General features: G+C 48.0%; 21 protein-coding genes. 19 read left to right on the forward strand and 2 right to left on the reverse strand.

What is annotated here, in order from left to right; all coding sequences use genetic code 11:
- Nucleotides 1-152 precede the first annotated feature (152 nt).
- The 5 genes from VSQ32_03430 (at nt 153) to VSQ32_03450 (ending at nt 7,334) form a co-directional block, all read left to right on the forward strand.
- Nucleotides 153-4,466 carry a phage tail tape measure protein gene (locus VSQ32_03430; GenBank protein MEH2941930.1) on the forward strand — a complete coding sequence of 1,438 codons (4,314 nt, stop codon included), beginning with the start codon at nt 153-155 and terminating at the stop codon, nt 4,464-4,466.
- 5 nt (nt 4,467-4,471) lie between these two features.
- Nucleotides 4,472-5,101: a hypothetical protein gene (locus tag VSQ32_03435; protein MEH2941931.1), complete on the forward strand. Its 630-nt coding sequence runs from the start codon at nt 4,472-4,474 to the stop codon at nt 5,099-5,101.
- Between the two features lie 170 nt (nt 5,102-5,271).
- A complete protein-coding gene (locus VSQ32_03440; GenBank protein MEH2941932.1) occupies nt 5,272-6,516 on the forward strand; it encodes a hypothetical protein in 1,245 nt (414 codons plus the stop codon).
- Between the two features lie 48 nt (nt 6,517-6,564).
- Nucleotides 6,565-6,831 carry a hypothetical protein gene (locus VSQ32_03445; GenBank protein MEH2941933.1) on the forward strand — a complete coding sequence of 89 codons (267 nt, stop codon included), beginning with the start codon at nt 6,565-6,567 and terminating at the stop codon, nt 6,829-6,831.
- 65 nt (nt 6,832-6,896) lie between these two features.
- On the forward strand, nt 6,897-7,334 hold the full coding sequence (locus VSQ32_03450; GenBank protein ID MEH2941934.1) for a DUF2634 domain-containing protein: 438 nt from the start codon (nt 6,897-6,899) through the stop codon (nt 7,332-7,334).
- A 19-nt stretch (nt 7,335-7,353) separates the two neighbouring features.
- Here VSQ32_03450 and VSQ32_03455 read toward each other — a convergent pair whose 3' ends face one another.
- Nucleotides 7,354-8,577 carry a transposase gene (locus VSQ32_03455; protein ID MEH2941935.1) on the reverse strand — a complete coding sequence of 408 codons (1,224 nt, stop codon included), beginning with the start codon at nt 8,575-8,577 and terminating at the stop codon, nt 7,354-7,356.
- 305 nt (nt 8,578-8,882) lie between these two features.
- On the opposite strand from VSQ32_03455, the gene VSQ32_03460 reads away from it, so the two are divergent.
- The 4 genes from VSQ32_03460 to VSQ32_03475 are packed head-to-tail and all read left to right on the forward strand — an operon-like array spanning nt 8,883 to nt 11,945.
- Complete coding sequence (locus tag VSQ32_03460) at nt 8,883-10,013, forward strand: baseplate J/gp47 family protein (protein ID MEH2941936.1); 1,131 nt, start codon at nt 8,883-8,885, stop codon at nt 10,011-10,013.
- Nucleotides 10,010-10,828 (forward strand): putative phage tail protein, encoded by an 819-nt coding sequence (locus VSQ32_03465; GenBank protein MEH2941937.1) that lies wholly within the window; start codon nt 10,010-10,012, stop codon nt 10,826-10,828. The genes VSQ32_03460 and VSQ32_03465 overlap by 4 nt, the downstream gene beginning before the upstream one ends.
- Before the next feature lie 2 nt (nt 10,829-10,830).
- On the forward strand, nt 10,831-11,229 hold the full coding sequence (locus VSQ32_03470) for a phage tail protein (protein ID MEH2941938.1): 399 nt from the start codon (nt 10,831-10,833) through the stop codon (nt 11,227-11,229).
- Nucleotides 11,230-11,240: 11 nt separating this feature from the next.
- Complete coding sequence (locus tag VSQ32_03475) at nt 11,241-11,945, forward strand: hypothetical protein (GenBank protein ID MEH2941939.1); 705 nt, start codon at nt 11,241-11,243, stop codon at nt 11,943-11,945.
- Nucleotides 11,946-11,987: 42 nt separating this feature from the next.
- Here the strand turns inward: VSQ32_03475 and VSQ32_03480 are convergent, their stop codons facing one another.
- Nucleotides 11,988-12,527: a hypothetical protein gene (locus VSQ32_03480; protein ID MEH2941940.1), complete on the reverse strand. Its 540-nt coding sequence runs from the start codon at nt 12,525-12,527 to the stop codon at nt 11,988-11,990.
- 680 nt (nt 12,528-13,207) lie between these two features.
- Between VSQ32_03480 and VSQ32_03485 the strand changes: the two genes are divergently transcribed.
- The 10 genes from VSQ32_03485 (at nt 13,208) to VSQ32_03530 (ending at nt 25,526) form a co-directional block, all read left to right on the forward strand.
- Nucleotides 13,208-14,416, forward strand: a complete 1,209-nt coding sequence (locus VSQ32_03485; protein ID MEH2941941.1) for an NADP-dependent isocitrate dehydrogenase — start codon at nt 13,208-13,210, stop codon at nt 14,414-14,416.
- A 13-nt stretch (nt 14,417-14,429) separates the two neighbouring features.
- Nucleotides 14,430-16,337, forward strand: coding sequence for an ABC-F type ribosomal protection protein (gene abc-f, locus VSQ32_03490; GenBank protein ID MEH2941942.1), 1,908 nt, complete (start codon nt 14,430-14,432; stop codon nt 16,335-16,337).
- A 133-nt stretch (nt 16,338-16,470) separates the two neighbouring features.
- Nucleotides 16,471-17,115, forward strand: coding sequence for a redox-sensing transcriptional repressor Rex (locus VSQ32_03495; protein ID MEH2941943.1), 645 nt, complete (start codon nt 16,471-16,473; stop codon nt 17,113-17,115).
- A 4-nt stretch (nt 17,116-17,119) separates the two neighbouring features.
- Nucleotides 17,120-17,746, forward strand: a complete 627-nt coding sequence (locus tag VSQ32_03500) for a hypothetical protein (GenBank protein ID MEH2941944.1) — start codon at nt 17,120-17,122, stop codon at nt 17,744-17,746.
- Nucleotides 17,747-17,901: 155 nt separating this feature from the next.
- Nucleotides 17,902-19,440: an NAD(P)H-hydrate dehydratase gene (locus tag VSQ32_03505; protein MEH2941945.1), complete on the forward strand. Its 1,539-nt coding sequence runs from the start codon at nt 17,902-17,904 to the stop codon at nt 19,438-19,440.
- A 14-nt stretch (nt 19,441-19,454) separates the two neighbouring features.
- Complete coding sequence (alr, locus tag VSQ32_03510) at nt 19,455-20,624, forward strand: alanine racemase (protein ID MEH2941946.1); 1,170 nt, start codon at nt 19,455-19,457, stop codon at nt 20,622-20,624.
- A 116-nt stretch (nt 20,625-20,740) separates the two neighbouring features.
- Complete coding sequence (locus tag VSQ32_03515) at nt 20,741-21,088, forward strand: type II toxin-antitoxin system PemK/MazF family toxin (protein ID MEH2941947.1); 348 nt, start codon at nt 20,741-20,743, stop codon at nt 21,086-21,088.
- A gap of 73 nt (nt 21,089-21,161) precedes the next feature.
- Entirely contained in the window at nt 21,162-22,535 is a 1,374-nt protein-coding gene (locus VSQ32_03520; protein ID MEH2941948.1) for a hemolysin family protein, read from the forward strand.
- A gap of 81 nt (nt 22,536-22,616) precedes the next feature.
- Entirely contained in the window at nt 22,617-23,345 is a 729-nt protein-coding gene (locus VSQ32_03525; GenBank protein ID MEH2941949.1) for a YebC/PmpR family DNA-binding transcriptional regulator, read from the forward strand.
- Nucleotides 23,346-23,777: 432 nt separating this feature from the next.
- The gene (locus tag VSQ32_03530) at nt 23,778-25,526 is read left to right on the forward strand and encodes a methyl-accepting chemotaxis protein (protein MEH2941950.1); all 1,749 of its coding nucleotides are present in this window, start codon (nt 23,778-23,780) and stop codon (nt 25,524-25,526) included.
- The last annotated feature ends 213 nt before the right edge of the window (nt 25,527-25,739 follow it).

The raw sequence follows: 25,739 nt of genomic DNA on the forward strand, positions 1-25,739 counted from the left end.
TTGAGGCCGGGGCAAAGCCTGCCTGCTCCATCATATCTTCCAGAAAACCGGCATAACGCCGGATGAATTCTACAGAAAAAGCAGGGGCGTACAGAAATTCCTGCTGGCTTCCATGCAGATAGCCTTGCGTCCCCCGGAAAGGAGTGAAGAAGATGGCTGAAACAATACGGATTGAAGTTGCCATAGATTCCCTGAATGAAACCGAAGCGGCACTTTCAGGAGTTATCCGTAATTTTGCAGGCGTGGGAACTGCGGCAAGGCAGGCGGGGGCTGCATCTGAGGAAGCCGGGGATAAGGTATCAAAATTTGACCGTTTTGCGGAAAAGATTCAGAAAAACCTGTCCGGATGGATGAAGGAAAAATACGAGTTCGTGCTGAAAGCTGCGGATTTTGTGACAGCTCCGGTGAAGGGAATCGTGAATCTTCTGAAAGATCCGGTGCTTCAGGTCGGTGAGGTATTTGATGTGAGTTTTGAGCTGGCGGATACAATTGATGCCTTCCGCGGATTTGAGGCTGCCATGTCCCAGGTGGAAGTCGTAAGCGGCGCTGCTGCTTCTGACATGGGCAGACTGACAGATAAGGCAAGGGAACTGGGGGCAACCACAAAATTTACTGCGGCAGAATCGGCAGAAGCCCTTCAGGCTATGGCCATGTCCGGATGGGAAGCAGGGGATATGCTGGATGCCATGGAAGGAATTTTCAACCTGGCGGCAGCCTCCGGAGCAGACCTTGCCCAGACCTCTGATATTGTGGCGGATGTTCTGTCTGATTTCGGGATGAAAGCCGGTGAAGCAGGGCATTTTGCCGATGTGCTGGCAGCAGCGTCCTCCCAGTCCGGTACGAATGTAGCACTGCTGACGGAAACCTTTCAGACTGTCGGAGCCATGGCCGGTATGCTGGGCTACTCCATGGAGGATGTGGCTCTTGCCGCCGGGCTGATGGCCGGCGCCCAAAGCAGCGGCGCCAGATCCGGCGCTGCCCTGAATGCCATCTTCACCAGGCTTTCCACCAATGTAGACGGCGCGGCAGACGCTCTGAACGGCCTTGGAATTGCATATTTCAAGGCGGACGGGTCAGCCAGGGGATTTGGGAATATGATACAGGAACTTCGTACTGCTACCGCAGGTTATACCCAGGAGCAGAAAGCAAATCTTGCAAATACGATAGCCGGTGCGGATGCCCAGAAGGAATTTCTGGCAATCCTGGACGCCACGGCAGAAGATTATGAGAATCTGTCATCTGCGGTCAACCATGCGGATGGCGCGGCCGGCGAGGCGGCAGAAAGCATGATGGATAACCTGGATGGCTCCATTACGCTCCTTCAGGGTGCGGTGGATGAGGTGAAACTGTCCTTTGGGGAAAGGATTGCGCCTTATGTCCGGGGAGTTGCGGAATGGCTGACAGACGCCATGCCCATGGTGGAGGAAGCGCTGGAGAGTCTGATGGATTTTGTGGACAGACAGGTGGACGCCGCCCGGCGTAAGCTGGATGAAATTGTAGAGTCAGAGGAGTGGAAAGATGCGGATTTCTTCGGGAAAGCGAAAATCCTGTGGGATGATATTATCATAGAGCCATTCAGTGACTGGTGGAGTTCCGCCGGAAAAGCAAAAGTTGCGGAGATTGCCGGGGATATTGGAGCTGGCCTTGGAACCGGACTGAAAACAGGTGTTATGGCGCTTTTGGGTATTGATTTGTCCGGAACTCTGGATGAAGGGGCAAGTATCGGTGCTTCCTTTGCCAGGGGATTTTCAGAAGGTTTTGATGTAAGCGCCATTACCTCGAAGCTGGGGGAGGCGTTTCAGAACCTGCTTTCCAGTGCAGGGAAATTACTGCCAGGCGGAGAAGCCGCAGATTTGTCTTCCCTCTTTTCTGCCGCCCTGCTGATGAAGATGGCCGGGCCGTTGATTGGCGCAGGGAAGATGTTGGCCGGAAGTTCTGTCGGGAAGTCGATAGCCAGTTCCCTTATGGGGTCAACCGGAAATGCAATGGTCAGGGGTTCAGGGATTATGGGACTTCTGGCGAATGCAGGGTATGGACTGTCGGGAGGCAGCAGTACGGCAGGGATGTATTTTGGCGATATGGCAGGAGCAATGTCTGGCGGTTCCGCTGCGCTTCTTGGCGCCGGCGCCACAGCCGGCGCTATTGCCGGAGGAGCCTCCGTTGTCAGCGGAGGAATAGATTTTTATAAGGCCTATAAGTCTGAAAATGAAGAAGAAGCGGCGGCATACGGGGAATCCGGTGCCTGGAAGATAGCGGGAGCCGGAACAGGCGCCCTGGCAGGAGCCTCTATTGGAGCAATGTTTGGTGGAGTTATGGCGGTGCCTGGAGCTTTAATTGGAGCAGGCATCGGCGGTATTGCCGGCTGGATAAAAGGAAACAAAGTCAAAGAAGAATATCAGGAGCATGTGGAAGAAATGGAGCGTGAGGCCGAGAAGGCCCGGAAAGTCTTTGAAGCCACAGGCTTTGATATGGAAGATGTGAAATTCAAAAGCGAAGCCCTGCAGAAAGCCATGGAAGATACGGAGGTCACCACAGAGCAGCTTGCACAGTACTTTCAGGAATCCTGTGCGCAGGTTATGAAGGAGGCTTTCGGGGATATGAAACTGTCCCTTACGGAAGTGAAGGAACTGGCGGAAGCTCTTACTTTTGGCAGTATGGCCGAAGGGCTGGAAGAATTTTCTGCCGCAGCGGAGGCTGCAGGGGAATCTTTTGCTTCTCTGGAACATGTAAAGTCCGCACTTGCAAAACAGAACTGGAACGTCAGTCTGGGCCTGGAACTGTCTGTGGAAGACAGGGAAGGGTATCAGGCAGCCATTGACAGTTATATTACTTCCGTCAGGGATTACTTAAAAGACAGCCATTATGAGGCGGCAGTGGCCCTGCAGCTTCTGACCGGAGGGACTGACACAAAAGGGCTGGATGATATGTATGCAGGGTATGAGACACAGGTAAATGAACTGCAGGAGGAAATGCAAAGGGTTCTGTCAGAATCATTGTCCGATGGAGTCATTTCCACAGAAGATAAAATTACTGTAAAAATTGGCGGTGTGGAAGTGGAAATGAGTGAAGCAGATGCTCTTACAGAACTTCAGGAGCAGATTGCAGGTATCACAGACAAGGTATCTCAGGCGGAAGAAAATGCAGGGTTTGAAAGTCTGAAAATCAAATATGGAGGGGCTGGCCTGAGTGAAGATTCTTTCGCTCAGCTCCAGACAGAACTGCAGGCCAATGGGGCTCAGTTCCAGCAGAATTACGATGAGGCTTTACAGGTGTCTTTAAGAAATCTTGACCTGGCGAGGCAGGAAGGAACAATTTGTCCGGAAGAGTATGACAGCCTCTACCAGCAGATAAAAGAAGGATATAACAGCCAGATAGAAGCGCTGACAGCCCGGATGGAAGAATTTCAGCTTGATACCATTGCATCCGCATTCCCGAAGGAGCTTGACGGAATACTGCCGGATCTGGAAGGCAGCATGACGGAAAAACTGACGCAGGCCATGGAACATGCGCTGGCGGTAAAGCCGGATGTTTCTGAATGGAATGATTCTTTTATTGCTGAAATGTTTAATCTGGAAGAAATGGAAGGAGAAGTGCGGGGAGATCTGGAGCAGTTGCTGAAATCGACTGCAGTTACCATTCCTCGAAGCTATATATCGGCTCTGCGGGAGGACCTGCCTGCAACCGATCCGTCCATGGAAGAAGAGACGAATTCTGAGGATGGAATGGATGTGTTCAGTAAGCGAGGAAATTTACATGGGGCTGCAATGGTTAAAGGGATTCAGGAAGGAATTGAGGCAGGGAAACTACACATTCGCAGTTCTGCAGAGAATACGGTGAGGGACGCATTAAGCTCACCATTTGCTGTAATGGCAAAGATTAATATTGCGCCGAGTTTTAGTATGACTGCCGGTACGGGTATTGGAGCTTCCCTTGCATCACTATTTTCAGAAGAAGGGAGCGGTTCCAAAAGCGGCAGCGGCGGAGGAGGCGGCGGAAAGCCGGCAAATCATGGGGGCGGAAATCCTGTCACCGCCGGTCCAAAGCCTGAAAGGCTGGCACCGGGAAGCCATGGACCATACGCTGCCCCTGCCAGTCCGAGTTACAAAGGCAGTGCACTGGAACTGTATGGACAGGACAGGCAGGCTTCTGGTTTCGCTTCGTATACAGGCAGCGGATTTACAGGATATGCCATGCCGGTTCCGGATGGAAATGAAGAAGATACAGAAGAAATATGGGACAGCGGAGAACCCCTTCCCGGCGGCCAGAGCAGTATGACAGGGATTCAGGTATCGGTGGATGTTGCCATGTCTCCGGAATTTCACATCTCCGGCAGCGGAGGGCAGCAGGATGGAGATATGTTACAGAACATCCGGCAGCATCTGCGGGAACTGGCAGATGAAGTCGGCGGAGAAATTGCAGAGAGGCTGTCAGAAGTATTTGGAAACATGCCTCTGAAAGGACAGTGATATGAATGGGAAGTGAGCAGAATGCGGGGAAAAAGAAGAACCATTCTTCCGTTTCCATGTTGTCGGATAAAATTCCGGCCAGAAAGAAAGCCGGCGGTATCAGTATCAGACTGGTGACCGTCGGAAAGAAAAAGAAAAAATTCACCTTCCCTTCCCTGCCGGAAAAAATAACATGTAAAAGCGCGGCGAAATACCAGAGTTTTGACCTCCTCTCCCAGGGTACTGTGAAGGTGCCCAAAGGTACGGATGTGAAAGAAATATCATGGGAAGGGGAGTTTTTTGGAAAAACAAAGAAAAAAGAAGCCATTGTAAAGAAATCTGCCTGGAAGAAACCTTCGGACTGCGTGAAAACACTGGAAAATTATATGAAAAAAGGGACCGTCCTGAACCTGATTGTCACGGGAACTTTTATAAACATGGATGTGACCATTTCCTCTTTCCAGACGGTGGCCTACGGGGCTTACGGGAATATCCGCTACACCATATCCTTTGTGGAAAAAAAGCCGCTGAAAATATACACCACAAAGGAAAAAAAGAAAACGAGGAAGAAAAAAACGAAACCCAGGAACGAGGCGGAGCAGGTACAGGAAACAGCAGATACTTCCTATGTGGTGAAAAGCGGCGACAGTCTCTGAAAGATTGCCCAGGCCCATTATGGATCAGGGGCGCAGTGGACCAGGATTTATGATGCAAATGCGGGAACCATTGAAGAGGCGGCCAGACAGCACGGGAGAGCAGATTCCGACCACGGGCACTGGATTTATCCAGGCACAACCCTTACCATTCCGGCATAAGGAGGCAGAGGATGATTAATCTTGCAAATATACAGTACCATGTGGTGGCAGAGGATGAAAAAGGAAAGCGCTATAAAATCCGGGATTATATTGAAAATCTTGGGTGGGAAGAAAACGAAAGGGAGCTTTCCGTCCGGCTGTCTTTTACGGTCCGGAATGACAAAACGTCAAAAGGGTATCTGTCGGGGATTTTAAAGCCCGGCTGCCTGATTCTGGTATCATCTGCGGATGGCGGCTCCCTGAATCAGGAAGTGGCCAGGGGTTATGTGAACACCTGGAATCCATCTCTGCAAAACAGCGGAAGGGAGCTGAAATGTGTCTGCTATGACGAGCTCTACAGTCTGCAGAAGAGCCAGGAAAACCTTTATTTCCCTTCCGGTACCGGTACAAAGTCAGCCGTTACGGGAATCCTGAACGCCTGGGAACTGCCTTTAAGGAAGTATGAAGGGCCTGACGTGGCCCACGGAAAACTGAAATTCAATAACCGGTACCTCTCAGACATCCTGCTGGAACTGCTGGACGACGCAGTGAAAAAAGGCGGGAAAAAGTGTATCCTGCGGGCTGCGGAGGGAAAAGCGGAAATCACTCCGCGGGGCAGCAACCGAAATGTATATATTTTTAAGGCGGATAATATAAAATCCGTCAGCGAGAGCCATGGTATTGACAGCCTCATCACCCGCGTGACCGTAACAGGGCAGGCGGATGATGAGGGAAAAACCAGTGTGGAGGCAACACTGGATGGTCTTACCAGGTATGGAATCCGCCAGAGGATATATGTCAGGGGTTCCGATGAAACCCTGGAAGCGGCAAAATCTGCCGCTCAGGAAATCTTAAACGAAGACGGGACCATAAAAAAGGAAATCACCCTGCAGAGCCCGGATGTTCCCGTAATCCGGAAAGGGGACAGGATAGAGCTGGAAGCAGGACTGACAAAAGGAAGTTTTTATGTGAAAAGTGTCCGGCATGACGCTGATACCTGCAGCATGTCCATGGAACTGAAAAAAACGGAGCGGGAGGAAGTGAAAGGAGAAACTTCGGAAACACATAAAGACCATAATGTGGGAGACGTTGTGAATTTCCGTGGAGGGACCCACTATATTTCCTCTTATCCCGGAGCCAGAGGCTATCCGGCAGGTGCAGGGCCGGCGAAAATCACAAAAAAGAACGGTTCCGGAAAGGCGCACCCCTGGCATCTGATTCATACGGACAGCAGCAGTAATGTGTACGGGTGGGTGGATGACGGAACGTTTGACTGAGCGAGAGGATACTGTCCGGGAAACTCCGGACAGGAAAAGGAGGGAAAGATGGCATTTGAAGGAAATTCCGGGATCAGCAGGCTGGCGGGTGTGATTGCCGCAAGGATGCGGGAAGAATGCAGCACTCCGCTGCAGGTGGATTTCGGAGAGGTGCTGGAAGACGGAAGCCTTGTAACCAATACATTTCCGGTTCCGGTACCCAAAGGAGAATATTCCCTGCTGGGATATCTTTCCTCCGTCAGTCCGGGGAGCAGGGTACTGGTGGCATGGGTTGCCAGCGAGGCGGTGGTCCTTGGCACCGTGAAACGTTCCTGAATCCGTTCGGGAAGTCCATAGCCTGTTTTCTCCGGCTGTGAACTGTGATACGAGGAGGTGTGCAGATGGCAGGAGCTTTATTTCCGGTATTTGAAGTGCCGGAATTTACAGAGGAAAGTGCAGAGTATGATGTGCAGTATAAAAGAAGTGCGAAATGGGACGTACAGGCCGGGGATTTTGTCAGAGACGGGGCAAACCGTGTGACGGAGTGCAGCGGCCGGGAAGCATTTATGGTCTGGTGTTATAAAACAGCCCGGACGGAACGGTATGCCTGTCTGGCTTATCCTTCTGAGACTGGCGTGGAAATGGAAGCCGCCATGGAGGATGATGACGAAATGACGGTGGAATCCATGGTGGAGCGGACCATTACGGATGCACTTCTTGTAAATCCCAGGACAGAGTCCGTCCAGGATTTTGAATTTTCCTGGGACGGGGATGAAATGCACTGCCGGTTCCGGGTGAAGGGAATGGACTGGGAAGAATTTATTACAGTTACAATATAAATCACACCACTTTACAACTTTATAAATAATATCCCTGATGCTGAATCAGTTGTTTTAAAACCTTAATGATAGCTTTTGATTTTATGTGTGTTTCGGCTTTTTTCACGAAAATGGAATAAAATACCTGCTGGCGAATTTGTTCGCTCAGTACGAAACGAAATTCCTGGACGCTTTCTGTCTGGTATTTGGAAAACGTCTTGTCCTGATACGGCAAAAGTTTCATTGCACAATACGCTATGTTGATTAGATTGACAAGCATTTCTATTCCTTTGCGGCTCCGCACCATGTAGCTGCATAATGACCAGAAGGTTTTCTGTTCGTAATAACTAACTTCGATGTTCCACCGAAAAGCATAAAGCATCAGAGGTATAAACTGCATACGGCTGCTTCCTGTCTGATTCAGTGGGGATTTTTCCTGCCAGGCACAGAATATTTGCAGCTGTTCTGGAAAAACTGTGCTGAAATATAAACGCCTGCCACCATTTTCCTTGTCCGCTGATGTAACATATGCCAAGACTGTCCTTTTGCCAAAAATGTTTGTAAGGACACGACGCACAGCCATGTAATAGCCTCCAATTTTTTCATCAGACAGAGTAAAATCATCCTGGATGGAGAGCCTGTCGCCATGCGTTGCAGGACGTCCTCTTTTTCCCGTCCGCTGTGGCGGCAAATCATAAATGACGGAATCAAGCCTTGCATTTCCTATAAGGTCAAGGTTTTCATATTCGTCCACGATAGAAACAAGGCTCTTTTTTACATACCAGCTGTCACAAAGGAGGACGACGTTTTTCTTTGTACGCAAGACAGGCATTACATGCCGCACCATAGATGCAGCCAGTTCCAGTTTGGATTCCTTTTTCTGCCACATGCGATATCCGAGCGGTACGCACAGATAGTGAATCCTGTCCTTATTCCATACAGGGACACAGAGCATTACGCTCACAAAACAGTGTCCATTCAGGTAATTAGAGCCATTATGCGCAGCATGGTCAAAAAGCTTTGAAGCATCCTCAAATTTTTTGCCGAATTTTGCAATCATTGTATCATCAATACACAGGAAGACAGGCTGAGAGGACAATTTTTCCGGTATGAGCTTTAAAGCCATACCAGCAGTGACATTCATAAATCTGGAAAAATCAGCTTTTGCATAAGAACATGCATAGTAAAATGCATTCAGGGATTTTTCTGTAATCCCTGATAAAAAATGTCTGTACAGCGAACGGATGGAACCTGCTGACTCCATAGCAAGGATAGATAACACCAGCAGGAACAAGGTTTCAATAGTTGGTAAGGAAAAAGTTTTAAAATAAATATAAAAATAATGGTACAGTCTACCAATTAGATTGTTTTCGTTGTATAATAAGTCTGACGTACAAGGTCACCATCTTTCGTATAGTTTTGTGTGCAAACTTATTATACATTAGAAAGTGCCTTGTGCGTTATTTTATTTTTCAAAAAGTTGTAAAGTGGTGTATAAATCAGTAATACAGAGGAATTTATTACAGTTACAATATAAATCAGTAATACGGAGGAAGGAGGCAAAGCAGTATGCAGCCGGATTTTACAGCGCCGGATTTTATGGACAACAGTTCGGCGGAAGAAATTCATGAGAGGATGATGGAGAACCTGCCGGATGACATTGACGATATGCCGGGAGGATTCCCCTGGGATTTTACCATGCCCGCAGCCCTGGAAAAGGCGGAACTTCTTCAGTACCACCTGACACGGGCGCTGATGGCGGCTTTTCCCCAGTATGCATGGGATGAATGGCTGGATTTGCATGGAAAGCAGGTCCATCTGGCCAGACATGAGGCCGGGAAGGCCTCCGGAACAATATGTATAGCCGGTCTGGCCGGAACAGAAATTGCAAAAGGTACGGTGTTCTGTACGCCGGCAACGGAATCCGGGCCCTCCCTGGAGTTTGGTACGGAGGAAACCTGTACCATCGGAGAAGACGGAAAAGCGGAAGCGGGCGTTACCGCCCTGGAACCGGGGATCATGTACAATGTAAAGGCAAACGCTGTTTCCCTTATGGCAAAGCCGGTAAAGGGGATTACGGAAGCAGGCAACCCGGAACCAATGAAAGGCGGGACAGACCGGGAGAGCAATGACGATTATTATGACAGGGTTGCAGCAGAATATGAAAACAGCAGGACATACCTTGGGAATGACGGGGATTATGTCCGATGGGCGAAAGAAGCCGGGGCCGGAGCATGTATTGTGGTATCAGCCCCTCACGGGCCGGGAACGGTAAAGCTGGTGCTTGTGGATTCGGAAGGCCATCCGGCTTCCGAAAAGCTGGTGCAGAAAGTGTATGACTATATTGTATCACCGGATGACAGGGAAAAGAGGCTGCTTCCCACTGCCTGTGCAGAACTGGAATGTGTGGCTGCCTCAACGGTACCGGTTTCCTATATGTGCACCGGAATTCTGCATGACCATACCACAGATATGGAGCAGATTCAGAAAGAATTTTCCGAGGCAGTCAGGCAGGTCTATACAGATGCGAAGCAGGAAGGGGTTCTCCGGTATAACGATGTCCGCCCTCTGCTCAGCGCCATCCATGGGGTGGAGGACTTTGACACCTTCCTCATAAACGGAGCCATGGAAAATATCAGGATACCGGAGGAAGAGTACCCGGAAACCGGTACCATTACGTTCAGTCAGGAGAAAATATGAATACAGTAAAGAAAACGGATATGGCGGATTTCCCCGACAGTGAAAGCGCAAAAAGGCAGCTTTCTTATGTGACGGAAGGCTTTTATGACAATTCTTATGTTGGAAAATGGCTGTTCCAGGTAATGGGACTGGAATATGACGATGCCAGGAGGATTCTGGAAGAACTGCCCCGGCAGTTTTTCCCGGAAACAGCAACCTGGGGGCTTATGTACCATGAGATGAAATGGGGCCTGCCGGTCAGGGAGAACCTGCCTTATGAAGAACGACGAAAATTAATTTTCCGGAAGCGGGATTTTAAGGCTCCCATGACGCCCCGCCGGATGGAAACATATTTTACGAATCTGCTGGACTTTCAGGTCCGGGTGTCAGACATTCATGATGCCGGAAAATATGGATTTGTGCCGGAACATCCCAATATCTTCCGGGCAGATTTTACGGGGGACGGGACGCTGGACGCCAAAGCGGTGAAATCCGTGCTGGACAGCCTGAAACAGTCCCATACGGTTTATATTATAAATGACAGAGTTATCATAGAAGTGGACAACCGGGAACCGGAAAAATATTCCCTGTCCGGAATGAAGGTAACCGTGGCCTGTTCGTTCTGGAAAAAAGATACTGTGGATGGCAGCATATGTCCGGACCGTATCCTGCGGAGGCTCCATATGGGAATCCGGCAGGGAGCAGCAGTGGCAGGACATCAGGAAAAAGTGGAGGCCTCTGCTGTTTTCCGAAAAAATGAATGGTATCTGGATGGTACATATAGAATGGACGGAACAAAGGAAATAAGTGCAGAGATTACAGAGGAGGTATTATAGCTATGGCAGATCATGCAAACCATGCAGAAGCAGTGGTAACCCTGCTGGCACGTACAAAGATGATGAAAGCGAGGGCGGGGATTTCGCCCCTGCCGAAAATCGCAGGGATTGCTTTCGGGGATGGCGGAACGGACAGCGAAAATCAGGTTCCGGTACCGGACGGGAACCAGACAGAACTGAACCATGAGCTGCTCCGAAAGCCAATGGACCGGTACACCATCCTGTCTGACACGAAATGCAGGTATGAATGTACGCTGGAACCGGGAGAACTTACCGGGGCATACATCAGTGAAGCAGCCCTTTATGATGAAGAAGGGGACCTGGTCGCCATTAAGAATTTTCTTCCCAAAGGGAAAGACAGCGACCTTGCAATGACCATACAGATGGATGATGAATTTTAGGAGGGAAGGATATGGCAGATTTTGAGATCCCGGAAGAACCGGAATATAACAGAAATATAAGAAGATTTGAAACCACAGACCCGGCCCATGCGGATTTGTTTAATGCAGTGGCACAGACCCTTATCAATAATGACGAATTCCTGAAAAGAACAGTGGAACAGCAGAAAGAAACTGTTTTGGAGAAAACCGGGGACGCCGGGGATACCACGGTGACATTTACCAGCGGAGATACGGAGAATCCGGAGGACTGGACAGAGATTACACCTGTGGAAAGCGGAGAGAAACAGAGCAGCCTCTGGCAGAAAATTTCCCTGTTTGCAAAAAATCTGAGGTATCTCTGGAAACTGTGCGGAACCAGCGATATTTCCGGGGTGGCAGACGGGACACTGACGGGGGCGGTTAGTAAGTTAAACACGGATTTGATCGGGAAATCTCCAATAAAAATTGGAACATCAGAAACATCTTTTTGCAATGCAGCAGGCGGAGCCGGGATAACCAGCGTATTTGCAACTCTTGACAGTATTCACAACAGAATAACCGGCATGGAAAGTGGGTTTCATAATACTACCTCTGCAGGACCGATATTTGGTATTCTGTTACAAAAATCTGACAGCAGTGGGCAGGGATATAGTGGTCTCGCTTTCAGTTACGCAACCATGTCAATTGTATATTTTGCTTATATCGGAGGTACTTTTTATATTAAAATTTATGGCTGACAATATTACATTAACTGAGACACATACTTATTAAACGGTGATTCAGGCCGGATTATTTGCCGGAAGTTCTGACAAGGCAAGGACTGTCACGCCATTTATTGTCTCCTGAGTTAGAACAGGTGGTATAGTTTTCCAGCTTTGAATGTTACCTTCAGGAGAAAGGGCATCTTCTATTGAAATTAGCCACATATTAGCACTATCAGCATTTTGATAAATCTCCAGGTAAGATACATTATTTGTTTCGTCCCATGTTTCTCTGATTTTTGTCCATGCGTGCATGAGAGAAGCGGCTGATATGTTTATAAATTTTCGCAGAGTGTATACGCCAAAAAACTGAATTCTCTGGTATTCCGGAGGCATGTTATTATAAAAGCGCTTTGCACTTATCAAGCATGAATTACTGGAATATGCGCCTTCTGATTTTGCTATTCGATACCAGCCATGTTGTTCACAAAAAGAATAAGAACAGGAGATGTATCCCGGCACAATATCCGTGTTTAACTTACAAACCCACCAAACCCCATACTTTTGTCTGAACAAAACCACTTTAAGTTCATCTTTCCATGCTTTTCCTGTCTCCATATGACCAGTGTAACGTCTCCAAATTAACTCGACGCTGTATTTGTCTAAATTTTCATCTGTTACGTTAGATTTTCCAGACGCAGACACCGCTACGCCGTCGAAAATCTGCCTTGCAGACTGAAAATTTATCTTGCATATATAGTCGTATTATTTGGAAGACATTACACCAGAATATCAAAAGGTCTGGATTTCCTTTGCAGGCAATTTCCTGATCCTGCGCCACAATATTTATCAACGAAGCACCGCATCGCCTTAAAAGCCTGTATCACAATCCTGCAAAAATTTGCTCTGCAATGAAAGCAGACCTTTTGCTACCTTGATCGTAACAGTTCAGCCCGTGCCATTCGCAAAATGCACCTTTGATGCTTCCACGCTGCGTTGAACTGCTTTTGCTCATAAGTGTGCGCTCCCTGCGGGTGTTCCGGTAACGACATCCGGCCATTTAAAGTCACCTTCGGCGAGGGGCCGGATGCCCGGCAGCCACTACTTCTTTGACCGGACACTGTGCAGTGTGGTGCACGGTGTCGTGTGAACAGTAACGAACAATTGCCCTTAATCATATAAGTAGAGAAAATACCCCTTGACAGAAAAACCCATAAATGTGTACAATTATCAAAGATTTCATTGTGATTGGAAGCAGCATTTCAGGCTGCAGCAGGATAAAAACAGGAGGAACTGCTATGGAAAAAATTAGAATGACAACACCCCTGGTAGAGATGGACGGAGACGAAATGACCCGTATTCTCTGGAAAATGATTAAGGACGAACTGATTTGTCCCTTTGTGGAGTTAAAAACAGAATATTATGACCTTGGTCTGGAACACAGGAACGAGACAGACGACCAGGTGACCTTTGATTCTGCCAGTGCCACGAAAAAATACGGTGTGGCAGTAAAATGCGCCACGATTACGCCAAATGCAGCTCGCGTGACAGAGTATAATTTAAAACAGATGTGGAAAAGTCCCAACGGAACCATCCGCGCCATTCTGGACGGAACGGTATTCCGGGCGCCCATTACGGTGAAGGGCATTGAACCCTGTGTCCGAAACTGGAAAAAGCCCATTACCATTGCCCGTCACGCCTACGGAGATGTGTACAAGGCCAGCGAAATGAAGATTCCGGGAGCAGGAAAATGCGAGCTTGTATATACCGGGGAAGACGGAACAGAGACCAGAGAATTAATCCATGAATTTACCGGAGCCGGTATTATACAGGGACAGCATAACCTGAACGAATCTATTGAGAGCTTTGCCAGAAGCTGCTTTAATTTTGCTCTGGATACGAAGCAGGATTTGTGGTTTGCCACAAAAGACACTATTTCCAAGAAATATGACCATACCTTTAAAGATATTTTCCAGGATATCTATGACAAAGAATACGATGAGAAATTCAGGGCAGCAGGCATTGAGTATTTTTATACTCTGATAGACGATGCGGTGGCGCGGATTATGAAGGCCGAAGGCGGTTTTATCTGGGCGTGCAAGAATTATGACGGAGACGTCATGAGCGATATGGTAAGCTCTGCTTTCGGCTCTCTTGCCATGATGACTTCCGTACTGGTATCCCCGGAAGGATATTATGAATATGAGGCAGCCCATGGAACGGTACAGCGTCATTACTACAAACATCTGAAAGGAGAGGAAACCTCCACCAACTCTGTGGCGACGATTTTTGCATGGACAGGGGCTCTCCGCAAGCGTGGAGAACTGGACAGCCTGCCGGAACTTTCCGCGTTTGCGGACAAGCTGGAACAGGCCTGCCTTTCTACCATTGAATCCGGAAAAATGACGAAAGATCTGGCCCTGATTACAACACTGGAGCATCCCACAGTATTAAACAGCGAGGGATTTATCAAAGCAATCCGGGAGACGCTGGAGGGATTGCTGTAAAGGAGAGAGAACGATGATTTTAGCCTGCCAGAATATCAGCAAAGCCTTTGGCACCGATGAAATCATACAACATGCGTCCTTTCATATAGAGGAAAATGAGAAGGCGGCAATTGTAGGCATAAACGGAGCAGGAAAGACGACCCTGCTTCGTATCATTATGGGAGAACTTGAGGCAGACCAGGGAGAAGTGGTACTTGCTAAAAACAGAGCCATCGGCTATCTGCCCCAGAATCCGGACATTGCCGGGAATCGGACGATTTATGAGGAGGTCCTTTCGGCCAGAGCAGAGCTTGTTGCCATGCAGCAGGAACTCATTGAGATGGAGCAGAACATGAGCCGCCTTCAGGGAAAAGAACTGGAAAAGCTGATGGACAGCTATAACCGCCGGAATCTGGAATTTGAGCAAAAAGGCGGCGCTTCCTATAAGAGTGAGATTATCGGAGTGCTGAAAGGACTGGGATTTGCCGAAGAAGAATTCGGGAAACATATGCAGGCCCTGTCCGGAGGTCAGCGTACCAGAGTATGTCTGGGAAAACTGCTGGTGACAAAGCCGGATGTCATTCTTCTGGACGAGCCAACCAACCATCTGGATATCGGCTCCATCACCTGGCTGGAAACTTTTCTGCTGAATTATAAAGGAGCTGTGGTGATTGTGAGCCATGACCGCTATTTTCTGGACCGGGTGGTGCATAAGGTAATAGAACTGGACCGCAGCCAGGTATCGGTATTTTCCGGCAATTACAGCGATTATGCCGTGAAGAAAGCCCAGGTGCGGGAAGCACAGTTAAAGCAGTATTACAACCAGCAGCGAGAGATTAAACATCAGGAGGAAGTCATTGCGAAGCTGAAATCCTTTAACCGGGAGAAATCCATCCGGCGTGCGGAGAGCCGGGAAAAAATGCTGGGCAAAATCGAACGTCTGGAAAAGCCTGTGGAAGAGAACACCGACATCCACCTGAATCTGGAGCCCAGAATTGTCAGTGGAAACGACGTGCTTTCCGTGGAACATCTGGCCAAATCCTATCCGGGACAGAGGCTTTTTGAAGAATTGTTTTTTGAGCTGAAACGGGGCGAACGGGTGGCGTTGATTGGCGACAACGGAACAGGAAAGACCACTATCTTAAAAATCATCAACGATATGGTGGAAGCGGACCAGGGAACAATCAGGCTGGGAACCAATGTGCATATCGGATATTATGACCAGGAGCACCAGGTACTCCATCCGGAGAAAACACTGGTGGAAGAAATTTCAGATGCTTATCCGGATTTGACCAACACGGAAATCCGGAATGTACTGGCTGCTTTTCTTTTCACAGGGGACGAGGTCTTTAAACGGATTTCAGAGCTGAGCGGCGGAGAACGGGGGCGTGTATCCCTGGCGAAGCTGATGCTCTCGGAAGCCAATTTTCTGATTCTGGACGAGCCCACCAACCATCTGGATATCACTTCAAAAGAAATTCTGGAGCAGGCGTTAAACCGATATACCGGAACTGTACTTTTTGTGTCCCATGACCGATATTTTATTAATAAAACTGCAACCAGGATTCTGGATTTAACGGGAGCAACCCTGGTAAATTATATCGGTAATTATGATTATTATCTGGAAAAATGCAGGGAACTGACGCAGATATATGCACCGGGAAAGGAAACGGAGCAGAAAGCAGCCTCTGTAAGCAGTAGCAAGGCAGACTGGAAACAGAAGAAAGAAGAACAGGCCAGACAACGGAAGCTGGAGAATGACAGAAAGCGCACGGAAGAACAAATTGAAGAGACGGAGCAGCGGATTCAGGAACTGGAGGAAGCATTTTCAGATAATGAAATTGCCACTAATTCAGCCAGACTCCAGGAACTCCACCAGGAATATCAGGAGGAGCAAAAAAGACTGGAACAGTTATATGAACAATGGGAAGCTCTGATGTAGCACAGGGGTGCTGTGAACAGTAACATGAATTCAGTAACAGGTTGCGTTAAAATTTTCACACATTGACATCTGTTATCCCATTTATTATAATAAAACAGGAGAGAAAGCCGGGCGCAGAGCAGGAGGAAAATGAATGGAAAAAGAAATATCACAGGCGGTTGTCCGCAGAATGCCGAGATATTACAGGTATCTGGGAGAACTTCTGGACGATGGGGTGGAACGGATTTCCTCCAATGAACTTAGTACGAGAATGCGCGTCACTGCGTCTCAGATTCGGCAGGATCTGAATAATTTCGGCGGTTTTGGCCAGCAGGGATACGGATATAATGTAAAATATCTTTATGATGAAATCGGCAAAATCCTGGGAATCAACCACCAGCATAATATCATCGTAGTGGGAGCCGGGAACCTGGGTCAGGCCCTTGCCAATTATATCAAATTTGAAAAAAGAGGATTTGTAATTATCGGCCTGTTTGATGTGAATCCGGCTTTGAAAGGCATTTCCGTCCGGGGGATTAAGGTTCGGATGGTGGAAGAACTGGAGGAATTTCTCAGAGGGAATCAGGTGGATATCGCAGCCCTTACCCTGCCCAAGGAAAAAGCCGATCAGGTGGCCAATATGCTGGTGAGTCTCGGAATTAACGCCATCTGGAATTTCGCGCATCTGGATCTGGAGCTGCCGGAACATGTGGTGGTGGAAAATGTACATCTCTCTGACAGCCTGATGCAGTTATCTTATAACATTGCCAATCAGCGAAAACCAAAAGATAAGAAGTGATAAAATGGGGAAAAGAAAAAACACAGGCCATGGATTTGACAGAATTGTACAGGAGAAGAATCTTCCTCCGCTGGTACTGGACCAGAAATGGCATCATCTGTTTTCAGAAGACGGAAAACCTGCCAGAATTGCCAGGCTGGAGCAAAAGGTCAGCGGCCATCTGTCAAGACAGGGACATTTGAATCAGGAAAAAAAGGATTTAAAATCATTAAAAACCAAACTGATGAAAAATATTGTGGCAAATATGGATGAAATCGGGGAAGAGGGGCAGGAAACCCCAAAGCTGCAGGAGGACAGAAGGCTGATCACTGAAATTAACCAGCGTATGGAGGCCTGCCGGCAGGAACTGGAAGATTTGCAGGAGCTGATGAGAATGGATAACGAGCAGCTTATGATTGAAACCATGGAATACTGTTACGGTATTATGAACAGCAACGAGACGGAGCGGGAAGAACTGGCTGACTGGATTGGCAGAACCCGCGTGGAACTGAAGAAAAAAATCATACGCAAGGACATCATAGAAGATAAAAACCGGGAAATCTATACGTATCTTCATGATGTATTCGGAGCCCAGGTAATCGGGGCCTTTGATTTGAAGTATGGAGACGAATATAAAAAAGCAAAGAAATAAAAGACAGTCCTGACAGAACCGGCCAGGGGTGTCTTTTTATGCACAGGCCCATGCAGAGGAAATATATGACGTCGCAGCAGCGCACAGGCTGCAGGACGGGCAGGAGGAATTTTTCTGTCCGGCGCACGCAGTTCTGTATTTACAGGAGGAAAGGTATGAAAATTCTGGTTGACGGCAGACAGATGAAACAGTGTGATAAAAATACCATAGAACATTTCAGAATTCCGTCTCTGGTTCTGATGGAGCGGGCGGCACTGGGAACAGTGGAAGAGATTATATCCTGTTTTCCCGGAAAAGAGCAGGTTTCGGCTCTGGTGGTCTGCGGATACGGCAATAATGGCGGAGACGGACTGGCCATTGGACGTATGCTTTTGCAGAAAGGATATGACGTTACGGTAGTAATGCCGGAAGAAGGGCACCCGTCAGAGGAGACCGCAGTTCAGATGGAAATTCTTTGTGCGTATGGAATTGCGGTGGAACATAAACTGCCGGAACGGGAGTTTGACGTGGTTGTGGACGCATTGTTCGGCATTGGGCTCAGCAGGAATCCCGAAGGGATTTACAGAGAATACCTGACGGCAATGAACGGATTACAGGGACTGAAAATTGCTGTGGATATTCCCTCAGGCGTTCATGCAGATACCGGAACAGTGATGGGAACTGCTTTCCGGGCAGATAAAACCGTTACCTTTGCCTTTGCCAAACCGGGGCTGTTGCTGTATCCGGGCGCTGGCTGTGCAGGGACAGTTCTGGTGAAAGACATCGGTATCGGAAAGGAGAGCTTTCTGGAAGAGAAACCCTCTTTGTACTGTATGGAAGAAAAGGATTTGGCCAGGCTTCCCAGGCGCAGGCCCGATTCCAATAAGGGAAGTTATGGAAAAGTGCTGACAGTGGCAGGATGTAAAAATATGGCCGGAGCAGCTTTTTTCAGTGCAAAAGCCGCTTATGTAACAGGAGCGGGCCTTGTGCGGATGTTTACGGAGGAATCCAACCGGATTATTTTGCAGCAGCTTCTGCCGGAAGCTATTCTGACCACTTATGAAGGCACAAAATTTCTGGCAGAGCTCCTGCCGGAAGTATTGCACTGGCCTTCCGTTATCGTGGCAGGGCCAGGTCTCGGTACCGGAAAAACGGCCCGGAAACTGGTGAAACTGGTCTTAAAATATGCGGAAGTGCCGGTCATTCTGGATGCCGACGGACTGAATCTGACAGCAGAGCATCCGGAATGGCTGAAACTGGCGAAAGCTCCGGTTATAGTAACGCCTCATCCGGGAGAGATGGCGAGGCTCACGGGAAAGAGCATTTCTGATATTCAGAAACAGTTATTACAGACTGCGCGGGATTTTGCAGGAGAATATCATGTCATATGTGTGCTGAAAGACGCCAGAACCATAACGACTCTTTCCGACGGAACGACCTGGATTAATACCAGCGGAAATAACGGTATGGCCACAGCAGGTTCCGGTGATGTGCTTACCGGTATACTGGCAGGGCTGATAGCCCAGGGAATGACGGCGCAGAAAGCGGCAGCCCTGGGAGTGTATCTTCACGGAGCGGGGGCAGACCGGCAGGTAGCTGAAACCGGAGTCCGGGCTATGATGGCACAGGATATTATTGAGGGAACTGCCGCTGTGCTCCGGGAATATGATGCCAGGCCGGCAGGCGGAACGAGTTCCGGTATTCAGACAGAATGAAAGAAGGTAAAAACATGAAATCATACAGCAGAGTTTATGCGGAAGTCAGCCTGGACGCAATCCTTCACAATGTGGCAGGTATGCAGAAGCTCATCGGGCCGGATACCAGGATTATGGCAGTCATTAAAACAGACGGATACGGTCATGGAGCTGTCCCCATCGGAAAAGAGCTGGAGGAACTGGAAGTTATCTGGGGGTATGCCGTTGCCACGGTGGAAGAAGGGGAAATTCTGCGCAGACATAGTCTGAAAAAGCCCATACTGGTACTGGGAGCAGTGTTCCCGGAACAGTACGAGGCCCTTGGGGATTTGGATATCCGCCCTACGGTTTATTCCCTGAAACAGGCCCTGGAACTTTCAGCCTTTGCAGAAAAAGCCGGAAAAGATATTACCTTTCATATAAAAATAGACACGGGGCTGAGCCGGCTTGGATTCCAGGTTACACAGGAAGCGGCAGAGGAGATAGCACAGATTTCAGATATGCCGCATATGATAGCAGAAGGGGTATTTACACATTTTGCCAAATCAGATTCCAGAGACAAGACCATGGCGCAGGAACAGATAGAGCAGTTTCAGAAAATGACGGAAATGCTGGCGGAACGGGGCGTATCGGTTCCCATTCACCATTGCGCCAACAGCGCGGCCATTATTGATTTGCCCCAGGCCAATATGAATCTGGTTCGGGCCGGAATCAGCCTCTATGGCATGTGGCCCTCCGATGAGGTGGAGAAAAAACGACTGGATTTGCAGCCGGTTCTTTCCTTAAAGAGCAGGATTGTGTTCCTGAAAGAACTGGAAAAGGGAAGAACCATCAGTTACGGGGCAACCTATGAGACGGTCGGCAGCCGGAAAATTGCCACCATTCCGGTGGGGTATGGGGACGGGTATCCCAGAAGCCTGTCCAACCGGGGGTATGTGCTGATTCGCGGCAGAAAAGCTCCCATCTGCGGACGTATCTGTATGGACCAGTTTATGGTAGATGTAACCCATATTCCGGGCGTACAGGAGGGAGACGTGGTAACCCTGGTGGGTTCAGACGGGGGAGCCTGCATTACCATGGAAGAAATCGGAGACTTATCCGGCCGGTTCAACTATGAATTTGCCTGCGATCTGGGCAGGCGTATTCCCAGGGTTTACCGGAAGGAAGAGAAGATTACCGAAACCAGAGACTGTTTTGGAGAATAGAATACTTTTGGAATAAACTGTATACACACGAAAAAATTGGGAACAATAGGAAATGAAATCACAGCCGGAACTTCCGGCTGTGGAAATAACCTATAGAGTTTTGGAGTGTGAGAAAAGTGATTATTCATAGAGGAGATATTTATTATGCGGATCTGCGTCCGGTGGTAGGATCTGAACAGGGAGGAATCCGGCCGGTTCTGATTATACAGAATGATGTGGGGAACCGGCACAGCCCTACGGTAATCTGTGCGGCCATTACATCTAAGATGAACAAGGCAAAACTTCCCACCCATGTGGAACTGGAAGCAACGAAATATGATCTGATGAAAGATTCTGTGGTGTTGCTGGAACAGCTCCGCACTATTGACAAACAACGTCTGAAGGACAGAGTCTGCCGGCTGGACAGTGATATTTTGAAAAAAGTAGACAGAGCACTTGAAATCAGTTTGGAATTGTATACATAAATCTTGACTAATATACCCTGAAATGGTATATTTCAAGTGTTTGAGAATACAAATGCAAAAGGAGTAGAAGGGAATGGACGATGGCGGGAGTCCGGTCATAGGACTGATAGTATTTTTTTTGTTGGTGGCGGTAAACGGAGGGCTGTACGGATTTCTGACGGCTCTGGAGGAAGTTTCCGAGAGCCGGGTGTCAAAACGGGCGGAGGAAGGCAGTAAACAGGCGGCCTGGCTTTTGAAGGTGATGGATTCGCCTTATAAAATCAGACATACCATACAGGTGATGGTAACATTTGTCAGCGGTGTGTTTGGGATTTATCAGATTCGCCTTCTGGGAAATATTCTGATTCACAGCTTTCTGGAGCAGGGAACGGGGACGGCGTTCAGGGTTCTTTGTTTCGGGCTGGCGGCAGTGACCGGGATTTTTCTTTTTGCAGTGCCGGGAATTATTGCACCTCAGAAAATTGCTGCCAGACGGCCGGAACGATGGCTGTTCGCCCTGGCGGGCGTCATCCATGGCATGACAAATATTCTGAAAATATATATGTATCCGGCCGAAAAGCTGTCCAATCTGGTGGTAAGGATTGCAGGCATAGACCCTGATGCCAGCTTTGATGACGTAACCGAAGAGGAAATTATTTCCATGGTAAAAGAAGGGCATGAGCAGGGAGTGCTGCAGGCCAGTGAAGCAGAGATGATTCACAATATTTTTGCCTTTGATGACAAGGAAGCCAAGGATATTATGACCCATCGCAAACATGTGGCTGCCATTGAGGGAAGGATGCAGCTTAAGGATGTGCTGGAATTTATTCTGGAAGGGAATAATTCCAGATTTCCGGTATACCGGGAGGATATTGATAATATTATTGGTATCATACATATGAAGGATGTTATGATAGAAAGCCGGAAGGGAGAGCGCCTGGACTGGGCAGTGGAAGATATCCCAGGGCTGGTGCGGGAAGCGGTTTTTATTCCGGAGACAAGAAATATCAACGATTTGTTCAAGGGTATGCAGTCCAGAAAAAATCACATGGTAATCGTGGTGGATGAATATGGACAGACAGCCGGAATTGTGGCCATGGAGGATATTCTGGAAGAAATTGTAGGAAATATTTTTGATGAATATGACGAAGAGGAAACCATGATTATCAGCCAGCCGGACGGGAGCTTTCTGATGAATGGCATGGCTCCCTTTGACGAAGTATGCACTATTCTGGATTTGACGCTGGAAGAAGCGGATTATGAGACTCTGAACGGATTTCTGATTTCCCTGATTGGAAAAATACCGGGGGAACACGAACAGTTTGAACTGGACTGTCAGGGATGGCATTTTCATGTATGTTCCGTAAGGGACAAGATTATCCATACGGTGAAAGTGACAAAATGTCCGGAAGCGGAAGAAAACCAGTCAGCAGAATCTTGTCAGAATGACGGGAACGTGATAGAATAATAAAATATAAGGTGGAATGTGCAGTGACCACACACTGACAACAGGAAACAGCAGGAAAAAGAACAGAAAAGAGGAAACCATATGTCAGGACATTCTAAATTTGCCAATATCAAGCATAAAAAAGAGAAAAATGATGCGGCAAAAGGAAAGATTTTTACAATTATCGGAAGAGAACTTGCAGTTGCGGTGAAAGAAGGCGGGCCGGATCCGGCCAACAACAGCAGACTCCGGGATGTGATTGCAAAAGCCAAGGCCAATAACATGCCCAATGATACCATTGACCGGGGCATTAAAAAGGCAGCCGGAGACGCCGGGTCTGTCAATTATGAATTTGTATCTTACGAAGGGTACGGCCCCAACGGGACGGCCATTATCGTGGACGCTCTGACAGATAATAAGAACCGTACTGCTGCCAATGTAAGAAGTGCATTTACCAAAGGATACGGAAATGTGGGAACACCTGGATGTGTCTCCTACATGTTTGATAAAAAAGGACAGATTATCATTGATAAGGAAGAATGTGATCTGGAGGCCGATGACCTGATGATGACGGCGCTGGACGCGGGAGCAGAAGATTTTTCCGAGGAGGAAGACAGTTATGAGGTAATTACCGACCCGGATGCTTTCAGTGAAGTACGTCAGAAGCTGGAGGAAGCCGGAATTGCCATGGTCTCTGCGGAAGTGACCATGATACCCCAGACCTGGGTGGAACTGACAGATGAAACAGCCATTAAGAATCTGCAGAAAACACTGGATCTTCTGGATGAGGACGATGATGTGCAGGCGGTTTATCATAACTGGGATGAGTAAAAAATCACCGCTTGCGAGTGATTTTTTACGAAGACCTGCTTACAGAAGCGCATTGCAGCTTCTGTAAGAGGGATGGAACAGCGCCTGCGAGTGATTTTTTACGAAGACCTGCTTACAGAAGCGCATTGCAGCTTCTGTAAGAGGGATGGAACAGCGCCTGCGAGTGATTTTTTACGAAGACCTGCTTACATAAGCCTGTTTGGGCTTATGTAAGAGGGATGAAAAGACAGGCCTGCGAGTGATTTTTCAGGAAGACCTGCTTACGGAGCGATTTTAAGAAATCTGCTGGACAGATTGCAATTAATCTATTATAATCTAGTGTATGGAATAAAACAACAAAACTATAGAATCATTAACAGTTCCTCCGCTTATGCAGCTTTACAGGAAGAAAAAGCAGCAGGCGGCTGTTAGATGAAGTATAGGGGGATAAAGATGCGAAATTTAAAGATCGGCACAAAACTTTTAGTAACATTTATGATCATCATTGTTATGTTCTGCGCAACAGTAGTGACTTCCGTTTCAGGATTGCAGGAGAATGCGGAGAAGTATTCTGAATTTTACAAAGTAGGATATCAGATTACAAATAAAGTCATGAGTATGCGCCGCGGGCTGCAGATTATTGTGAAAGACCTTTCTTTTGTTACCATCGAAGATGAACCTGAAAAGACACAGGCCCATCTGGATGATATGGAGAAGGAACTGAAGCTGTTGCAGGAAAATGCCAACTGGCTCTTTGAACATTTTACCGGCGATTCTGAACTGCTGGATACCTTTGCAGATCAGATTGCTGAGGCAGTGGAATTACAGCAGTCTGTAATTGATACCTCCGAAGTAAATATGGATGCGGCCAGAACCATGCTTCTTGACGAATACCAGCCGTTGGTGGACGGTGCCGTAAATACGCTGATAGAAATCAGTGCGGTTGCCGAAGAGAATGCGGAAAAAGATTATGAAGAAACCACAGAAATGCAGAAAACTCTGGTTAATCTGCAGCTTGGACTGGCAGCAGGAGCATTGGTGATTACGCTGATTCTCTCCCTCTATCTGACAAGGGGAATTACCAAACCTCTGCGGGAGGTGGAAAAAGCGGCAGAACAGATTGTGGAAGGCCATTTTGATGTCGAGGTTACATATAAGTCCAGAGACGAACTGGGCAGCCTTGCAAAGACCTTTAAGAATATGACGAATATTCTGGATGATGTCATTTCAGATGCTTCCAGACTTTTAAGCGAGATGGCAAACGGTAATTTTGATGTGCGTACACAGGCAGAAGAACGTTATGTTGGAAATTTCCAGAGTCTGCTGTTATCCATACGTAAATTAAACCGTGATTTAAGTTCTACACTGGGACAGATTAACCGCAGTGCGGATCAGGTGGCTTCCGGTTCTGACCAGGTATCCATCGGTGCGCAGGCCCTTTCTCAGGGTGCTACGGAGCAGGCGGCTGCAGTGGAAGAACTTGCAACTACCATTGCAGGTATTTCCCATCAGGTAAAAGATACTGCAGATAATGCTTTGCTGGCAAGAGACCAGTCCAGTGCTGCCGGCGACGAAGTAGAAGTATGCAATAACCAGATGCAGGATATGATGAATGCCATGGAAGAAATTACCCGTACTTCCAACGAAATCGGTAAGATTATCAAAACCATTGAAGATATTGCTTTCCAGACCAACATACTGGCTCTCAATGCTGCTGTGGAGGCATCCCGTGCCGGAATTGCAGGAAAAGGCTTTGCCGTTGTGGCAGATGAAGTTCGTAATCTGGCCAGCAAGAGTTCCGCAGCTTCCAAAGATACCGCAGAGCTGATTGAAAGTTCCATTAAGGCTGTGGCCCGCGGTACGGAAATTGCAGATTCTACCGCCCAGTCTCTGGTAAAAGTAGTGGAAGAAGTCCGTACGGCTTCCACCAAGGTAGACCAGATTGCAGATGCGGCAGAAGACCAGGCAAGCGCAATCGAGCAGGTAACACTGGGCGTAGATCAGATTTCCAGCGTGGTTCAGACCAACTCTGCAACTGCGGAAGAGAGTGCGGCAGCCAGCCAGGAACTTTCCAACCAGGCAGAGATGCTCAAAGAACTGGTGGCAAAATTCATTTTGCGTGCAGAATATGCCATGGGATCTTCCAATACGGACGGATACGGCAGCGGGACGTCATCCATCAGTCATATAGATTTGGATTAAAACAGAAAAGGGGCTGTTGCACCTGGCGGTGTGGCAGCTTCTTTTTTGTCTTATAGGAAATACTGTGCCACGATAACGTGTGAAAGTATTTCCTGTAAGATAAAGCCCTCCGGGCGGGATGCGCAGCTCGCGGAGAGGAAATTTACAGGAAAAAAGAAGGAAAGTATGGCATATATTTGACATATGTGCTAAAATTGTATAAAAGAAATTTCT

This window comes from Lachnospiraceae bacterium JLR.KK002, from assembly GCA_036941025.1.
Classification (GTDB): Bacteria; Bacillota; Clostridia; order Lachnospirales; family Lachnospiraceae; genus Petralouisia.

Bases quoted from the DNA above. Each gene is read 5' to 3' on its own strand.
- VSQ32_03430 (MEH2941930.1), top strand. From the start codon at position 153: ATGGCTGAAACAATACGGATTGAAGTTGCCATAGATTCCCTGAATGAA.
- VSQ32_03435 (MEH2941931.1), top strand. From the start codon at position 4,472: ATGGGAAGTGAGCAGAATGCGGGGAAAAAGAAGAACCATTCTTCCGTT.
- VSQ32_03440 (MEH2941932.1), top strand. From the start codon at position 5,272: ATGATTAATCTTGCAAATATACAGTACCATGTGGTGGCAGAGGATGAA.
- VSQ32_03445 (MEH2941933.1), top strand. From the start codon at position 6,565: ATGGCATTTGAAGGAAATTCCGGGATCAGCAGGCTGGCGGGTGTGATT.
- VSQ32_03450 (MEH2941934.1), top strand. From the start codon at position 6,897: ATGGCAGGAGCTTTATTTCCGGTATTTGAAGTGCCGGAATTTACAGAG.
- VSQ32_03455 (MEH2941935.1), bottom strand. From the start codon at position 8,577: ATGGAGTCAGCAGGTTCCATCCGTTCGCTGTACAGACATTTTTTATCA.
- VSQ32_03460 (MEH2941936.1), top strand. From the start codon at position 8,883: ATGCAGCCGGATTTTACAGCGCCGGATTTTATGGACAACAGTTCGGCG.
- VSQ32_03465 (MEH2941937.1), top strand. From the start codon at position 10,010: ATGAATACAGTAAAGAAAACGGATATGGCGGATTTCCCCGACAGTGAA.
- VSQ32_03470 (MEH2941938.1), top strand. From the start codon at position 10,831: ATGGCAGATCATGCAAACCATGCAGAAGCAGTGGTAACCCTGCTGGCA.
- VSQ32_03475 (MEH2941939.1), top strand. From the start codon at position 11,241: ATGGCAGATTTTGAGATCCCGGAAGAACCGGAATATAACAGAAATATA.
- VSQ32_03480 (MEH2941940.1), bottom strand. From the start codon at position 12,527: ATGGAGACAGGAAAAGCATGGAAAGATGAACTTAAAGTGGTTTTGTTC.
- VSQ32_03485 (MEH2941941.1), top strand. From the start codon at position 13,208: ATGGAAAAAATTAGAATGACAACACCCCTGGTAGAGATGGACGGAGAC.
- abc-f (MEH2941942.1), top strand. From the start codon at position 14,430: ATGATTTTAGCCTGCCAGAATATCAGCAAAGCCTTTGGCACCGATGAA.
- VSQ32_03495 (MEH2941943.1), top strand. From the start codon at position 16,471: ATGGAAAAAGAAATATCACAGGCGGTTGTCCGCAGAATGCCGAGATAT.
- VSQ32_03500 (MEH2941944.1), top strand. From the start codon at position 17,120: ATGGGGAAAAGAAAAAACACAGGCCATGGATTTGACAGAATTGTACAG.
- VSQ32_03505 (MEH2941945.1), top strand. From the start codon at position 17,902: ATGAAAATTCTGGTTGACGGCAGACAGATGAAACAGTGTGATAAAAAT.
- alr (MEH2941946.1), top strand. From the start codon at position 19,455: ATGAAATCATACAGCAGAGTTTATGCGGAAGTCAGCCTGGACGCAATC.
- VSQ32_03520 (MEH2941948.1), top strand. From the start codon at position 21,162: ATGGACGATGGCGGGAGTCCGGTCATAGGACTGATAGTATTTTTTTTG.
- VSQ32_03525 (MEH2941949.1), top strand. From the start codon at position 22,617: ATGTCAGGACATTCTAAATTTGCCAATATCAAGCATAAAAAAGAGAAA.
- VSQ32_03530 (MEH2941950.1), top strand. From the start codon at position 23,778: ATGCGAAATTTAAAGATCGGCACAAAACTTTTAGTAACATTTATGATC.